We start from the raw sequence: 15016 nt of genomic DNA, 5'->3' as shown, positions 1-15016 counted from the left end.
AAACCACTGTGCGCCGTGCCGGGATGGCCGCCATCGTCCGAGCGGACGAGGGCGGAAGTTGAACGCTAACCGAGGGTCGCCACGCTGCGCAGGATCAGGCGCACGAGCATGGTCTGGCGGGTCACGCCGGTCTTGGAGAAGGTCGACCGCAGGTGCGCCCGCGAGGTGTTGCGGCTGATGCCCAGTTCTTCTGAGGCTTCGTCGAGGGTCAAACCATTGGCCAACAACATCGCCAGTTGCGTTTCCGCCGGGGTGAAGTCGAACAGGGCGCGGACGATTTCCTGTGGCGCGGTGGATTGTTGCTCCGGGTCGCTGATGAAAATCACCACGGTGGGGCATTGCTTGCCTTCGCTCCAGTCGGACAACGGCACCGAGCGCACGATGATCCCCAAGTCTGCCCGCCCGGACGGTCGTTGCACGCGCAGGGCTTCGACCACCGACGGGTTGCTGCTTTTTTGCGAGAGCAGCGATTGTTTCACCAACCGCCGAAACTCTTGAGTATCACGTGCCGTGCCGACTTGCAGGCCGTCGTTGACCAGTTTGATGCCGTCCTTTTCCTGGATCAGCCGATCGGCGACCTGGTTGGTTTGCAGCACTTTGCCGGCCTCGTCGAGGATGATCGTGCCGACCGCCATCTGATTGACCGCACCGGCGTAAAGGTTGCGCTCGGCTTCGATGCGATTGAGCTGCATGTGGATCCTGATCGAGCGTTCCAGGTGCGGAATGAAGTGCGTGAGCAAGGCTTTTTCTTCGTTGCCGAAGGCTTTGTCGTCACGCCCGCGACTGATACGGATGCGGCATTGGGCGCCGTCGCAGGTATTGATGTCGGCGCCGAGGATGTGGAACACGTCCACCGGCTCGAGGAAATTCTTGTAGAACTCCGAGTGCTGCCAATCGTCGTTGGAGACGAACTCGGCCAGGGTCACCACCTGGCGGTTGGGCAAATCGACAAACGGGTCGAGGCTGAAAAAGTGTTTGTTGTACGACGCGGTCGCCTCGGTCGAGGTGCCGGTGGTGTTGACCATCAAGCCATCCACATGCGCGCTGGGCGGACGCAGGATGAAGGTCACATACTTGCTTTCCAGATACACGTTGAGCTGGTTGAGAAAGGTCGCCCAGGGAATGGTTTCCAGCGGCCCTTGATAGAGGTTGCCGAGTAAATCACTGAACGTATCGAGGCTGAGGCTCTGCTGCATAGGGAAAACCGTTCTTATTATTAGCGTTGGCGGTGGCCGAGAATAAGCGCCGATATCGACTCCTTGCAACGCTCGGGCTCAAGGCCTGACGGGCGGCTGCCGGTCAGGCGCAGGGAGCGCGACAGGCGGTGACTCAGGCCCGTTCGCTGGCGCGCACGACAAACCGTTTGTGTTCCTGCACGTCCGCCGACAGCGCCGCGACGTCGGTGTAGAACTGCTCGTACCAGCGGCGCAGCTGATAGACCGGGCCGTCGCCGTCACACAGCAACGGGTTGTCGACGCGGGTCTTGCTGTGCCAGATGGTCACGTCTTCGTAGAAGGCTTCCTGTGCCTGCTGCACATAGGCCTTGGCCATCGCCTGATTCTGTTCTTCGCTGAGCCCCGGGATCTTTTTCACCAACACGCCGTAGCGCAGGGTGAAGCTGTCGAGGTCGACCGGTACATGGCAGTTGAGCAGGATCGAGTGGATCGGCTGGCCGTTCATGGCGCCGGTCATTTCGGTGATCTGATACGCCGGGCCGTAGTAAGTGGCAACGGTGCTCAACGCGCTGTCGCCGGACAGGCGCTCGCTGCGGGCGCTCATGATCTGGGTCGCCAGATGCCCTTCGAAGATGTTGCTGAATTCTTCTACCGGTGCGCCATGCACCGTGCCGAAGTGCGCCATGTCGGCGACGTTGTCGATCAGTTCGCGGCAATTGGTGCCGATCTGCAGTTCCGCAACTTCCCATGCGGCCCACTCATCACTGAAACAGGCGTCGATGCGCGGGATGCGTTGCTCGGGTAGTGGCGGGTTGCCTTCCGGGTCATTCCAGACGAACAGCAACTGGTTTTCTTCCATGAGCGGCCAGCTCTTGAGCCTGGCCCGTGGCGGAACGCGTTTGGCATAAGGAATGTCATCGCAGACGCCATCTGCCCCCCAGCGCCAGGCGTGGAACGGGCAGCGAATCGAGTTGCCTTCAACACAACCGGAACTGAGGTCGGCGCCCATGTGCGGGCAATAGCCATCAAGAATGTGCAGCTCACCGTCTTCACCCTGGAAGGCTACCAACCGGGTGCCGAACACTTCCAGGCGATGGGCCTTGCCGTCGCGGTATCGGGCGGCGAGGCCCAGGCAATGCCAACCGCGGGCGTAGCGGTCTTCCAGCAGTTTGGCTTCGATGCGGTGCAGGGTACTCATCTTATTATTCTCCCAAGGTTCACGGGTTTGGCGCATGACACGGATTCTGCCGCCCCTGTAGAAGCGGGCATCGTCTGAATGGACGATGGCCGGTTTGCGCGCGCCCGCTCTACTGATGCCATTGGACCCATGGCAGGAGTTGGCGATGAGAAATGAACAAGGGCCGGTCGCGGTGATTACCGGCGCCGCCAGTGGTATCGGCCGCGGCATGGCCGAGCATGCGGCGACGCTGGGGATGCGACTGGTGTTGGCCGACCTCGATGCGACGGGGCTGCGAGCGTTGTGCGATGAGTTGCAGAGGGGCGGTGCGCAGGCGATTGCCTGCGTCACGGATGTCGGCGACCTGGAGCAGGTCGAGCGCTTGCGCGATATCGCCCTCGAACATTTTGGCGGGGTTGATCTGCTGTTCAACAACGCCGGGGTGATGCAAACCGGCCACAGCTGGGAAATCAGCCAGGCGCAATGGCAGCGAATGCTCAACGTCAACCTCAGCGGCGTGATCAATGGCATTCGCAGTTTCGTGCCGCTGTTTTTACGCCAGGGGCGGGCGGCCCATGTGATCAATACGGCCTCGCTCGCGGGCCTGTTGAGCAGCCCGTTGATGGCGCCTTACAACGTCACCAAACAGGCCGTGGTCGCCCTCTCGGAAACCCTGCATTACGAATTGAGCATGCTCGGCGCGCCGGTGTCGGTCTCGGTGGTGTGCCCCGGGCCGGTGGCCAGTGAAATCATGGCCTCGAACCAGGTGGTGGACGCGACAGGTTCAGCCTTCAGCGAATTGCTCGACAGCAGCATTCGCCAAGGTATGACACCGGGTGAACTGGCGGAGCAGGTGTTCGCCGCCATCGCTGAAAAGCGCTTCTGGGTCTTCCCCCACAAAGGTTTCAAACCGGCGCTGGAGCGACGTGTGCAAAGCATTCTGGAAGAGACCAATCCACAGTTTCAAATGACCGATGTAGAGGGAGATGCCCATGCCGCTCGATAGTCAGATCGCCGCGGTGCTCCAGCAGTTCAGCGACCTGCCGGTGCCCGATTTCAGCCAGATCAACGCCGCGCAATACCGGCAATTTTCCGATAATCTGCTGCCCCCTATTCCTGGCGACCCGATGATCGAGGTGCGAAATCTGAAGGTCGCCGGCGCAACCGGTGAACTCGATGCGCGGCTGTATCGGCCGATGGAGGAAGACAATTTGCCGCTGCTGGTGTTTTTCCACGGCGGCGGTTTTGTTATGGGTAACCTCGATACCCATGACAATCTCTGCCGCTCTCTGGCCAGACAGTCAGAGGCGGTCGTGGTGTCTGTCGCCTACCGACTGGCACCGGAAAGCCATTTTCCGGCCGCCCCGCTGGATTGTTACGCGGCCACCTGCTGGCTGGTCGAACATGCTGCCGAACTCGGCGTCAATGCCCGTCGCCTGGCGCTGGCCGGGGACAGCGCCGGGGGTAATCTGGCGCTGGCTGTCAGTCGCCTCGCGGCGCAACGCCAAGGGCCGAAGATCAGTTACCAGTGCCTGTTTTACCCGGTCACCGACGCCCATTGCGACAGCCAGTCTTATGAGGATTATGCGCAAGGCTATTTCCTCACCGGCGCAATGATGTACTGGTTTTGGCAGCAGTATTTGCAGGACACCGGGCAGGGGGATGATCCGCTGGCTTCACCCTTGCGCGCTGACCGGTTGGCAGAGTTGCCACCGACCACCCTGATCTGCGCCGAGTTTGATCCGTTGCGCGATGAGGGCGAGGCATTCGCCTTGCGTCTGCGGGAAGCCGGCGTGTCAGTGCGTATGCAGCGCTGCGAGGGCATGATTCACGGGTTTATCAGCATGGCGCCGTTTGTCGAACGTGCGGCTCAAGCGTTGTCCGACGCGGCGGCAGACCTGCGCAGGGCACTCAATTGAACGGCGCGGCGAACCTGACGTTCGACACGGTGCCGCAATTGATCGAGGCCATCGCCGCCGGGCGGATGGTGGTCATCACCGACGACGAACACAACGGCGAAGGCTCGTTGTTGATGGCCGCGGAACAGGCTGGGGCCGAGGCGGTCACCTTCATGGCGGTGCAAGCACGCGGGCTGATTTGCCTGGCCCTGACCGAGCAACGTTGCCGCGAATTGGGACTGGACCTGATGGTGCCCAATTCTCGGGCGCAGCATGGCGTGGGCTTTACCCGCTCGATTGAAGCGGCCACCGGGGTGTCCACCGGCATTAGCGCGGCGGACCGGGCGCGTTCGATTCAGGTTGCAGTCGACCCGGCCAGCGGTCCTGCCGATCTGGTTCAACCCGGGCATATCTTTCCGGTGCAGGCCTTGCCCGGTGGCGTCATGCAGCGCGCCGGGCATGTCGAGGCGGCTTGCGACCTGAGCCGTCTCGCCGGCCTGCAACCGGCGGCGACGCTGGTGGGGATTCTCAACGAGGAGGGCGAGTTGGCGCGTGGCATCGAACTGCACGAATTTGCCCGCCGCCACGGCCTGCGCATCGGTAGCATTGCCGACCTGATTCACTACCGCATCCGTCACGAAGGCACGATTGAACGTGGTGGCGAATACCCGTTGCACACTCTTCATGGCGAGTTTCAGGTGACGACCTATCAGGACACCTATCAGGGCTCGCTGCATCTGGCGCTGGTCAAAGGCCGGATCGACAGCACGCAGCCGATTCTGGTGCGGGTGCAAAGCATCGAAACGTTGCGTGATGCCTTGGGGTGCGAAAGCGAAGGTGGGCCGCAGCAGTGGACCCTTGAGCGTTCCCTGGCGAGTATCGCGGCGGCAGGTTGTGGCGTGCTGGTGTTGCTGGCGCAAAAGGAAACCGCCGACGGCGTGCTCGAACAATTGCGCCAACGCAGCGGTGGCAAGCCAAAAGCGCCACAGTTTCCGCAACGGACACTCGGCGTCGGCGCGCAGATTTTGCGAGATCAAAACGTACGCAAAATGCGCCTGATGAGTTCACCGGTGCCTTATAAGGCGGTGTCGGGGTTTGATCTGGAAGTGACAGAGTTCGTGCCATTCCAACCCATCATTTGAGCCGAACACATAACCCTGTGGGAGCGGGCTTGCTCGCGAAGGCTGCGCGTCAGGCGACATTGATGTTGGATGTGCCGGCCTCTTCGCGAGCAAGCCCGCTCCCACAGTGATTTCGGTTGCTTTCAGATATCGCGTCACCCACAGGTTCTGCGGTGTCTTAAGGTTTCACTTCTCGCAGCATTTTCTTCGCTTGATCCTGCACTGCACCGGGTGCGCTCATGTTGCCGTCGATCACGGTGATCACCGCATGCCCTTGCCACAGCTGATACGCATCGGCCTGTTGCTGGGTGGCCGTCGGTGTTGGCGGCGCGACCAGGTTGACGTGAACCACACCATCGGTTCCGCGCTGAGAAGTGAAATTTACCCGGTCCCAAGTGCCGATCGGGGCAAAGCTCACGCCTTTGACCTCACTGGCCGCCAGCGCCGGGTAGTTGAGGTTCAGCCCGCTGACGCCTGGCAGCCCAAGCACGTTCAGTTCACAGGTGTGTTGGTTATCCTTGCAGGCCTGTCTGGCTTGAGCGCCCGCGCGGCTCGCCTTTTCGATGACCGTCACCGCAAACCGCGCAGTGTCGTCCATGGCGCCGAGGGTTTTGCGATAGCCGGCCTGTTGATCGCGGATGATCAAGTCCATGTCGATGGCCGTCGACACCGCTACCGCCGGAATGCCCTTGAACATGGAGCGTACTGCCGCGTTCAAGGTGCCGGACATTTGCGTCAGCGGGCCGACGTTTTCGCCAAAGTTGCTACCCGACACTACCAGATCCGGCGGATTGTCCTTGAGCAGCACGTCCAGGCCGACGTTGACCGCATCCACCGGCGTACCGATGGCCGAAGTCTTGCCTGCTGGTGGAACGTAGCCAGCGGGTGGCCCGACGCAGAACCTGCCAGGTGCTAGTTCCGTCACCGCAAGGGCCTGACCGGGCACGACCACGCTGGCAGCGCTAATGCCACTGCTGTCGTTCAACGGGCCAACGAGGGTCACCTGATGCCCGGCGGCCGTCAGCGCGCGGTACATCGCATCAATGCCGGGGGCACGGCAGCCGTCGTCGTTGGTCAGCAGGATGTTCAAGGCGTTGGCCTGCATCGACAGGCCGACGCTGGCCAAGGCGATGACGCCGGTGAGCAGTTTGTTCATGGGGCGTTTCCGTAAAATGAGCGAGTAAAAAAGCACAACGCCCCGACCGAGTAAATCGGTCAGGGCGCGGAGGGCTTAGCGGGTGCCGAGTTTGCGCAGGTTGCCTGGGGTGAATTCGTCGTCAGTGAAGGCGGTGGCGTTGAGCTTCGCGGGTTTTTGATCGATCAGCATCCGGTCAACCAGATACGAGCCGGCGATCAGGTCATGGTAGATCCCGAGGCGAGCGTGGTAGCGCTGCAGCTCGTAAGCGTAGATCGAGGTTTGCATGTTGGTGCGCCAAAGCTCGCCCCGGCTGTCGTAGTTGTCCGCCAGAGTAGCGGCCCAGGAGTCCTCGTCCAGATACAACACACGCTTGGCGTAAATATGGCGGGCACCTTCCTTGAGGGTGGCCTGCAGCACCCAGACGCGATGCTTTTCGTAGCGCATGTATTGCGGATCGATATGACCGGTGGTGGCCAAAATCTGGTCCTTGCTCACGCTCGGATCGTCGATCTTGTAGTTGTGGTACGGAATGTAGATTTCTTTCTTGCCGACGATGGTCCAGTTGTAGCGATCCGGTGCGCCGTTGAACAAACGGTCTTCGTCATAGACCCGGAAGCCGCCGGCGCCGCTTGGCGAGTCATAACCCACGGTCGGCGCGCGACGTACGCGTCGTTGACCCGGGCTGTACTGCCAGGCCTGGCGCGGTGAGGCAGTCGGGTTGATGAATTCGTGACCGACGACAATCTCGCCCTTCTTGCGCACCGGTTCCAGGGTGGTGATCAGGAAGTTGGTGAGAATGCCGTTGGCGCTCTCCAGGGTCCTGTCCGGGCTGGACCAGATCGAAAAGATCTTGTAATTGACCTCTTCGAGCACGCGTTCCTTGTTGGAATAAACCACCGCCTGCCCGTAGTTGGCCTCTTCGGTGTTGGCGCGTCCGGCCAGCGTGTGGTTGAACATCAACTCGCTGCCGTTCTTCGGGATCGGGAACGGCGAGGCACCCCAGGCGTTTTGCGTGTCGTTGTTGTCATTGGCCAGTTCGGCACTGACGGCGTTTTTCTTGACGAGGTCTTCCAGGCGCTGATCGAAACGGAAGTCCCGATGGCTTGGGTACACCGGAATGTTGAAGGTTGTGGGGTAGCGTTTAAGCAGCGCCTTCTGGCCATCGGTGAGGTTGTCGGCGTACTTGTCTATGTTCTGCGCGTTGATCACGAACAACGGCTTTTCTGCCGCGTAAGGGTCCGGGTAGGGCGTGCCAGGGCCAGCGTATTTGAGCTGCGGCGGCAGGCCGCGCCATTTGCCGGTCCAGGCCGGGATGCTGCCGTCGGCGTTGCCGGCTTTCTCAGCCCCCATCGGGGTCAGGTCCTGGCCCAGGCGAGCGGCTTCTTCATTGCTGATTTTGGCTTGAGCCAAGCCACTGCCCAGCAGGCTGACGGCCAGCGCCGTGCCCAACAATGTGTGAGTAAATCTAGACATGCTGTGCTCCTCCATCAGGGGATTCAGAACCGGTATTTGAAGTTGAGCGCGACGTTGTCGCGGTCGGCCAGCGGGGCGTTGTTGGCGTTGCCCAGGTAGGCGTTGTAACGGGCTTCGACGGTGAAGTTGCCCAGGTAGCGCCACGAACTGCCGATGCTGGCGCGGTCGTCGCCCTGGCCTGAGTTGATCGAGCCCACCAGTGCGCTGTCATGTTGGGCGGCGGTGCTGTAGGTGACGGGCACCGACATGTCCCAGCCGCTGAACACGTTGTTGTAATCAAAGTTCGCTTGAACCGTGTAACCCAAGGCATCGCGGTCATAGACCAGGCTGTCGGTGCCCGGCAGCGAGAAACCTGGCGCCAGCGTTACCGGGGCGGACGTGTCGTTGCTGAGCACGGTGTTGTAAACCAGCTCGCCGGTCAGGGTGGTGTTGTCGGCCCAGGACGTGGGGCCGACCACGTAGATCATCGCCGTCTGAGCCTGCAGGGTCTGGCCACGTACCGGGCTTGAGAAGCCGTTGTCGACCATCACCGGTTGCCCGTCGCGGTAGCTGACTTCACCGGCCCAGCTCACGCTGCCCAGCACCGTGGAGAAACTCGCGCCGTACAGGTCGATGTTGTCGAAGTAGCGCACCCGGTAGTGTCCCAGGTCCGTCTGGAAATCCAGCGACGGCGTCTTGTCGTGATAACGCGAGTAGTAAATGCCGAACTCGGTGTTGTTCAGCGACTCGGCGGCGTAGGTGAACGCCACGCCGTACTGGCCGCTGTCGCTCGGTTTGTCATCTTTGAGGCGGGTGAGGAAACCGGCGGCGTCGTTGAAACCACCCTCGTCGATGAAGTCGGTGGTGGAGAAGTAACTCCCGACGCCGAACAGCTCGGTTTTTTCCCATTTGTATTGGTAGTAGGCCTGCACGTCCAGACTGTCGGTAAGGCTGAACTGAGTGAACAGTTGCCCGACGGGCAGCAAAATCTCCTTGACCTCAACCCCGGGTGTAGTCGCCTTGGTCGCATCCACCGGGCTTTGCGCGGCGGAAATGCCAGGGTAGAACAGGCTTTCACCCCAGCTCACCACTTGATTGCCCAGGCGCGCGTTGAAGTTGTGGCCGGCGATGTCCCAAGTGCCATAGGCGTAGTAATCGAGCATGCGCAGTTCATTGCGGTGCTGATCGATGGTGTCCTGGGAAAAACGGTCGGCACGGTTGCAATGACCACCGGCGAAGCAGTTCGAGGTGCCGGTATCGTTGTCGTTACCCTGATCGTAAACGTTGTCGTAGAAGCCCGTCCCGCGCAGGAACACGCCGTAATCCTCGCGCCATTTGATGTTGGCTTCGGTGAGGAAACCGGTGCGGTTGTTGATCAGGCTGCCTTTGTCGAACGCGTTGTTGCCATCGTTGCCGTTGGCGTTGGCCGTCAGCTTGTGATCGCGGGAGTCGGTCCGCCAGGCCAGGCTGTAAGTCAGTGTGGTATCCCAGTCGACGCTCAAATCTTCGTTCGGCTGGAAACTCATGGCGCTGGCTTGACTGCCCAGTCCACCAGCCAGCAACAGCATGGCCAGCTGTGCGCGAGGGTGCAGCGATTGTGGGGCGATTATTGTTTTTATCATGTCGTCCTCATGCCCAGGTCAGACCTGCCCGACCTGCATTTCAGGGGGGGGTGATTGGTGCTGTGGGCGACTATGGAGTCAGCTATCGGGCGCAACATCGTCCAAGCGGACTAAGCGATTTGCACAGTGCCTTGGCGGCTATCGCCTTAGTCCCATCGGACGATGACCGCTCAGGGCTCGCGGCGAACAATCCCGAGACCGACTGCACCGGGCGAAGATCTGGCGGCGGCGGTTTCTGCCTGATGGGCGCTGAGCAAGGGTGACCGCATGAAAGCTGCCGGGATCAAATGGGATGAGTGCTGCGATGTACTGGTAATTGGCTCCGGAGCAGGGGGCATGACCGCTGCGCTGCGTGCCCATGACCTGGGGCTCAATGCGCTGCTGATCGAGAAGAGCGCCGAGTACGGTGGCACCTCGGCGGTGTCCGGCGGCGGCATCTGGATACCCGACAACCACCGGATCAAGGCTCTTGGCGGCAGCGATTCAGCGGCAGAAGCGATTGCCTACATTCGGGCGGTCACTCACGGCGAGATTGATGACGGGCGCATCGAAGCTTACGTCGAGCACGGCCGCGAGATGGTCGAATACCTTGAACAGCAGACCCGTGTGCGCTTCGAGGCGCAACCCGCGTATGCCGATTACTACCCGGAAGTCGAGGGCGGCAAACCGGGCTATCGCTCGATGGACCCGCAACCGTTTGACGCTGCCGAGTTGGGTGAAGAGTTCCTGCGGATGCGCGCGCCATCACCCGGAACCCTGATGATGGGACGCATGGCGATGACCATGAAAGAGGCGCAGGTGCTGCTATGCCGTGGCCCTGGCTGGTTGCGGTTGACGCTGCGCGTGATGTGGCGTTACTGGCGTGACCGCGAGGGGCGAAGATTGTCGCGCCGCGACCGCTTCCTGACCCTGGGCAATGCCTTGATCGGTGCCTTGCGCTGTTCGTTGCAGGATCGCGGCAAGTCCCTTTGGTTGAACTGTGCACTGGAAGAATTGTTGATTGTCGGCGACCGGGTTGGCGGCGCTCGCGTCTGTCGCAACGGCCAGCCACTCAACGTCAAGGCGCGCTACGGCGTGATCATCGCGGCCGGTGGTTTCGAGCGCAATCAGGCGATGCGTACGCAGTATCTTCCCCAGCCATCGCAAGCCCTCTGGAGTGCCACGCCGCCGCACAATACCGGCGACGGCATTCGTGCCGGCCAGGCGATTGGCGCGCGTACCGCGCTGATGGATCACAGTTGGTGGGCGCCGACTACCCATGTCCAGGGCGAGGAAAAACAGCGTGCCCTGTTCGTCGAACGAACCTTGCCGGGTTGCGTCATGGTCAACTCCGCAGGCGAACGTTTCGTCAACGAAGCCGCGCCCTATACCGACATCGTTTACGCGATGTACGCCAACAATCGCGAAGGGGCCGTGAGTGTGCCGTGCTGGATGGTGTTCGACGCCGAGTTTCGCCGCAAGTACCCCTGCGGCGCATTGCTGCCAGGCTATGCCCAGCGCGATTGGCAACTGCCCGAACACTTGCGTGAGTACTTTCACAAGGCTGAGAGTTTGCAGGCGCTGGCGGAAAAAATCGGTGTCGATGGCACTGGCCTGGCCAGCACTGCGCAGCGCTTCAACGGCATGGCCGTGCAGGGGGTCGACGAGGACTTCCATAAAGGTGAATCATTGTTCGATCGCTACTACGGCGACCCGAATGTACAGCCCAATCCTTGCCTGGCGCCGTTGCTCAAAGCGCCGTTCTACGCCGTGCGCATCGACGCCGGGGACATCGGCACCAAGGGTGGTTTGCTGACCGATGTTCACGCCCGCGTCTTGCACGAGGACGGGCAACCGATCAACGGTTTGTATGCCATTGGCAACAGCGCGGCTTCGATGATGGGGCGCACGTATCCCGGCGCCGGTTCGACAATAGGCCCGGCGATGACTTTCGGTTATCTGGCGGCCAATCACATCAAGGGCCAGAGCCAGATCAGCTCGGCCACAACCTTGCTCAGGAGCGTCGAATGAACAGTCAACGCAAACAGGTTGCCGTGGTGACGGGCGCCAGTCGCGGAGTCGGCCAAGGCATTGCCTTGGCCTTGGGTGCTGCGGGCATGACGGTGTATGTCACCGGACGCGCTCCGGAGCAAGGTGGATCGAATTTATACGGCCATGCGTTGCGTGGCTCGCTGGAGGATACGGCTGCTGCGATAACTGCGGCGGGTGGACAGGGGATCGCGGTGGTCTGCGATCATGCCGACGATGATCAGGTTCAGGCGCTGTTCGCTCGGGTTGAAAGTGAATACGGACAACTGGATTTGCTGGTGAACAATGCCGCGTTCATCCATGACCAATTGATCGAGCCGGGACCATTCTGGGGAAAACCGCTGGACCTGGTGCGCATCCTCGATGTCGGTCTGCGTTCGGCTTACATCGCCAGTTATTACGCTGCGCCGTTGTTGCTGCGCAGCGGTCAGGGGCTGGTCTGTTTCACCTCGTCATTCGGTGCCGGGTGTTACATGCACGGGCCGGCTTACGGCGCACAGAAGGCGGGTGTCGACAAGCTGGCGGCCGACATGGCGATCGATTTCGAGGGGCATGGCGTGGCGGCGTTGTCGCTGTGGCTCGGCCCGCAATTGACCGAGCGCACACGGATTGCCGGCGAGCAGCATGGCGAGCAATACCGGGCGTTTCTGGCCAACGCCGAAACCCCGCAATTCAATGGGCGGGTTATTCATGCCTTGCTCAATGACCCGCAGTTGATGACGTTCTCCGGGCAGACACTGATCACCGCCGAAATTGCCCCCGATTACGGCGTCAGCGAAGCCTGCGGCCGTCAGCCACCCTCACACCGCGCCATGCTCGGCGACCCGCGCCAGCAGCATCCGGCGCGGGTGATCTAGTCCACATTCGGCAGGTCAAACACAAAGCCCTGTGGGAGCGAGCTTGCTCGCGATGACGGCAGCACATTCAACATCAATGTTGACTGACCTGACGCTATCGCGAGTAAGCTCGCTCCCACAGGGATTACGTTTAATTGACTGGCTGCAAAGCCCACTCGCGCAACACATTCTTGGTCACCTTGCCCGCCGCATTGAGCGGCATGCTCTCCAGCACTCGCACCCGGCGCGGCACTTTGTAGTTGGCCATCTGTTCGCGGCACCAGGCAAGGAATCGGGACTGTTCAATCTCGATGCCCGGCGCTGGCAGCAGGAAAGCCATCGCCACCTCACCCAGGCGCTCGTCAGGAATGCCGATGACCGCGACCTGAGCCACGCCGGGATAGGTCAGCAAACACTGTTCGATCTCCGCCGGGTACACATTAAATCCCCCGGTGATGAACATGTCCTTGAGCCGGTCGGTGATGCGCAAATAACCCTGTTCATCCAGCACGCCAATGTCCCCGGTGCGCAGCCAGCCCTCGGCATCGAGAATCTCCTGGCTGGCCTGCGGATCATTGAAATAACCCTGCATCAAGTTGTAGCCGCGCACCTGCACCTCGCCGGGGACATTGGCCGGCTGGCTGCGCCCGGTGTTGCCGACACAACGGATTTCCACGCCGGGCATGGCTCGTCCGCTGGTGTTGGCGATCAATTCCTGGGAATCGCCAGAGCGGCAGATCGTCGCAAAACCGCAGACTTCGGTGAGACCGTAGGCGGTGACGATGGTGGCGAACCCCAGTTCATCGTGCATGCGCCGGATCATCTCCACCGGGATCGCGGCGGCACCGGTCACCGCGACTCGCAATGAGCTCAGGTCAACGTCGCGGCGTTGCGGGTGGGCGAGTAAAGACTGATAGAGCGTCGGCGGCCCGGGCAGCACGGTGATGCGTTCGCGCTGGACGCATTCAAGCACCGCCTGCACATCGAACACTTGCTGCGGCACGATGGTGCAACCGCGCATCAGCGCCGCCAGCCAGCCAGCCTTGTAACCGAAGGAATGGAAGAACGGATTGACGATCAGGTAGCGATCGCCCTCACGCAAACCCACCACTTCGCTCCAGTCACGCACTACCCGCAGGTTTTGCCCGTGGCTGGTCATCACCCCTTTGGGTTTTCCGGTTGTACCCGAGGTGAACAGCAGGTCGGACAGCGTCTGCGGGCCAACTTCCCGTTCCCGGGTTTGCAGTGCCAGTTGCGGTACCCCGGCTGCCAACGCGAGAAACGCTTCCCAACCCAGGGTGCCGGATCCGCCGCCGCGCAGGGTGATGATCTGGCGCAGCGCGGGCAACGCTTCCGCCGCCAGCATGCGCGGGTAATCGGCGCCGAGGAATTCACCGATGGCGAACAGCACGCAAGCACCGCTTTCGCGAAGGATGTAACCGGCCTCGCTGCCTTTCATGCGGGTATTGAGTGGCACCAGTGCGGCGCCGACACTCTGCAACGCGCCAGCGGCGACGATCCATTCCCACACATTGGGCGCCCAGATCGCAACTCGATCCCCGGCCTGAACGTTCAGTGCCAGCAATGCGCGGGCGGCTTGTCGGCGCAGTTGATTGAGTGCTCGGTAGCTGATCGAACGGCCCGCGTCCTCGACGGCCGGACGGTCGCCGTAGGTCTGGGCCACGTTGGCGAACAGTTGGGGAATGGTCAGTGCGTGTGCAACAGGCGGCATGGGGCCTCCTCGGCTAGAGGAAAAGTGCGAAAAAGGGGGTAGGCCGGGCAGGGTGCCCGGCCGGATAGCGGCTTAGGCGGCGGGTGGGGCGAAGCGGCGGCCGGCGGAGAAACCGCCGTCCACGGCGATCATTTGTCCGCTGACAAAGGACGCTTCGTCCGAGCCCAGGAACAGGGCGACGTTGGCCACTTCTTCCGGTTGGCCCGAGCGGTTGAGCATGTGTTGCGAGGCGAAGAAGGCGTGGAAGGCTTCCTGTTCGCGGACCATGCTGGTCATCGGTGTTTCGATCAGGCCGGGGCACAAACCGTTGACGCGAATGTTGGCGTAGCCATAGTCAATGGCCATCGAGCGTGTCAGTTGGTTGATGCCGCCCTTGGAGACGTTATAGGCCACGTTGCCGTCGCAGCCTTGCAGACCGAAGATCGAGCCGACATTGATGATCGAACCGCTGCGTTGGGACACCATCGATTCCAGTGCGTATTTGCTGGTGAGCATGCTGCCCGTCAGGTTGATGTCCATCACCCGTTGCCAGTTGGCGGTAGTGGTCTGGGTCACGCTACCCTGGTCGGCAACGCCGGCCGCGTTGACCAGAATGTCGATGCGTCCGAAATGGCTGACGACTTCTTGCATGACCTGCTGGACTTGCGATTCGTCGCGCACATCGAGGGTCATGAACAGGCCGGGGAAATCCGCCGGTGCGTTGCCGATGTCCAGCCCCACCACTTGCGCGCCTTCAGCGGCGAAGCGGCGCACGCAGGCCAGACCGATTCCTGAAGCGCCGCCGGTAACCACCGCGACCTTGTTCTGCAAACGAGCCATAACTGCACCTCTTTTATT

The 15016-nt window shown here is 61.5% G+C and carries 12 protein-coding genes; 5 read left to right on the top strand and 7 right to left on the bottom strand.

Annotated features, from left to right (window positions below):
• Positions 1-65: 65 nt before the first annotated feature.
• Both ACA062_RS18810 and ACA062_RS18805 read right to left on the bottom strand, forming a co-directional pair.
• Positions 66-1196, bottom strand: a complete 1131-nt coding sequence (locus ACA062_RS18810; RefSeq protein WP_497452448.1) for a helix-turn-helix transcriptional regulator — start codon at positions 1194-1196, stop codon at positions 66-68.
• A gap of 133 nt (positions 1197-1329) precedes the next feature.
• On the bottom strand, positions 1330-2373 hold the full coding sequence (locus tag ACA062_RS18805; protein WP_497452447.1) for a 3-ketosteroid-9-alpha-monooxygenase, oxygenase component: 1044 nt from the start codon (positions 2371-2373) through the stop codon (positions 1330-1332).
• 145 nt (positions 2374-2518) lie between these two features.
• Between ACA062_RS18805 and ACA062_RS18800 the strand changes: the two genes are divergently transcribed.
• From ACA062_RS18800 to ACA062_RS18790, 3 genes are read left to right on the top strand one after another with little or no spacing between them, the layout of a single operon-like run.
• Positions 2519-3358, top strand: a complete 840-nt coding sequence (locus tag ACA062_RS18800) for an SDR family NAD(P)-dependent oxidoreductase (protein ID WP_497452446.1) — start codon at positions 2519-2521, stop codon at positions 3356-3358.
• Positions 3345-4271: a LipP1 family hormone-sensitive lipase gene (gene lipP1 / locus ACA062_RS18795; protein WP_497452445.1), complete on the top strand. Its 927-nt coding sequence runs from the start codon at positions 3345-3347 to the stop codon at positions 4269-4271. Before ACA062_RS18800 ends, lipP1 begins: the two co-directional genes overlap by 14 nt.
• The gene (locus ACA062_RS18790) at positions 4268-5392 is read left to right on the top strand and encodes a 3,4-dihydroxy-2-butanone-4-phosphate synthase (protein ID WP_497452444.1); all 1125 of its coding nucleotides are present in this window, start codon (positions 4268-4270) and stop codon (positions 5390-5392) included. Before lipP1 ends, ACA062_RS18790 begins: the two co-directional genes overlap by 4 nt.
• 157 nt (positions 5393-5549) lie before the next feature.
• Here the strand turns inward: ACA062_RS18790 and surE are convergent, their stop codons facing one another.
• The 3 genes from surE to ACA062_RS18775 all read right to left on the bottom strand — a co-directional run bounded on the left by surE (position 5550) and on the right by ACA062_RS18775 (position 9583).
• Positions 5550-6527 carry a 5'/3'-nucleotidase SurE gene (gene surE, locus ACA062_RS18785; protein ID WP_497452443.1) on the bottom strand — a complete coding sequence of 326 codons (978 nt, stop codon included), beginning with the start codon at positions 6525-6527 and terminating at the stop codon, positions 5550-5552.
• Between the two features lie 75 nt (positions 6528-6602).
• On the bottom strand, positions 6603-7982 hold the full coding sequence (locus ACA062_RS18780; RefSeq protein ID WP_497452442.1) for a DUF1329 domain-containing protein: 1380 nt from the start codon (positions 7980-7982) through the stop codon (positions 6603-6605).
• Positions 7983-8005: 23 nt separating this feature from the next.
• On the bottom strand, positions 8006-9583 hold the full coding sequence (locus ACA062_RS18775) for a DUF1302 domain-containing protein (RefSeq protein WP_497452441.1): 1578 nt from the start codon (positions 9581-9583) through the stop codon (positions 8006-8008).
• 267 nt (positions 9584-9850) lie between these two features.
• Here ACA062_RS18775 and ACA062_RS18770 point away from each other — a divergent pair, with 267 nt between their 5' ends.
• Both ACA062_RS18770 and ACA062_RS18765 read left to right on the top strand, forming a co-directional pair.
• A complete protein-coding gene (locus ACA062_RS18770) occupies positions 9851-11593 on the top strand; it encodes an FAD-binding protein (RefSeq protein ID WP_497452440.1) in 1743 nt (580 codons plus the stop codon).
• A complete protein-coding gene (locus ACA062_RS18765; RefSeq protein WP_497452439.1) occupies positions 11590-12468 on the top strand; it encodes an SDR family NAD(P)-dependent oxidoreductase in 879 nt (292 codons plus the stop codon). The genes ACA062_RS18770 and ACA062_RS18765 overlap by 4 nt, the downstream gene beginning before the upstream one ends.
• A 130-nt stretch (positions 12469-12598) precedes the next feature.
• Here the strand turns inward: ACA062_RS18765 and ACA062_RS18760 are convergent, their stop codons facing one another.
• Positions 12599-14179, bottom strand: coding sequence for a FadD3 family acyl-CoA ligase (locus ACA062_RS18760; protein ID WP_497452438.1), 1581 nt, complete (start codon positions 14177-14179; stop codon positions 12599-12601).
• Between the two features lie 72 nt (positions 14180-14251).
• Positions 14252-14998 carry an SDR family NAD(P)-dependent oxidoreductase gene (locus ACA062_RS18755; protein WP_497452437.1) on the bottom strand — a complete coding sequence of 249 codons (747 nt, stop codon included), beginning with the start codon at positions 14996-14998 and terminating at the stop codon, positions 14252-14254.
• Positions 14999-15016 lie beyond the last annotated feature (18 nt).

This window comes from Pseudomonas sp. LBUM1679, assembly GCF_059695565.1.
This window is presented reverse-complemented; position numbering and strand designations above follow the sequence as displayed.

Excerpts from the sequence above, each read along its gene's own strand:
- ACA062_RS18755 (WP_497452437.1), bottom strand. The coding sequence starts at position 14,998 with ATGGCTCGTTTGCAGAACAAGGTCGCGGTGGTTACCGGCGGCGCTTCA.
- ACA062_RS18805 (WP_497452447.1), bottom strand. The coding sequence starts at position 2,373 with ATGAGTACCCTGCACCGCATCGAAGCCAAACTGCTGGAAGACCGCTAC.
- surE (WP_497452443.1), bottom strand. The coding sequence starts at position 6,527 with ATGAACAAACTGCTCACCGGCGTCATCGCCTTGGCCAGCGTCGGCCTG.
- lipP1 (WP_497452445.1), top strand. The coding sequence starts at position 3,345 with ATGCCGCTCGATAGTCAGATCGCCGCGGTGCTCCAGCAGTTCAGCGAC.
- ACA062_RS18770 (WP_497452440.1), top strand. The coding sequence starts at position 9,851 with ATGAAAGCTGCCGGGATCAAATGGGATGAGTGCTGCGATGTACTGGTA.
- ACA062_RS18760 (WP_497452438.1), bottom strand. The coding sequence starts at position 14,179 with ATGCCGCCTGTTGCACACGCACTGACCATTCCCCAACTGTTCGCCAAC.
- ACA062_RS18775 (WP_497452441.1), bottom strand. The coding sequence starts at position 9,583 with ATGATAAAAACAATAATCGCCCCACAATCGCTGCACCCTCGCGCACAG.
- ACA062_RS18800 (WP_497452446.1), top strand. The coding sequence starts at position 2,519 with ATGAGAAATGAACAAGGGCCGGTCGCGGTGATTACCGGCGCCGCCAGT.
- ACA062_RS18765 (WP_497452439.1), top strand. The coding sequence starts at position 11,590 with ATGAACAGTCAACGCAAACAGGTTGCCGTGGTGACGGGCGCCAGTCGC.
- ACA062_RS18810 (WP_497452448.1), bottom strand. The coding sequence starts at position 1,196 with ATGCAGCAGAGCCTCAGCCTCGATACGTTCAGTGATTTACTCGGCAAC.
- ACA062_RS18780 (WP_497452442.1), bottom strand. The coding sequence starts at position 7,982 with ATGTCTAGATTTACTCACACATTGTTGGGCACGGCGCTGGCCGTCAGC.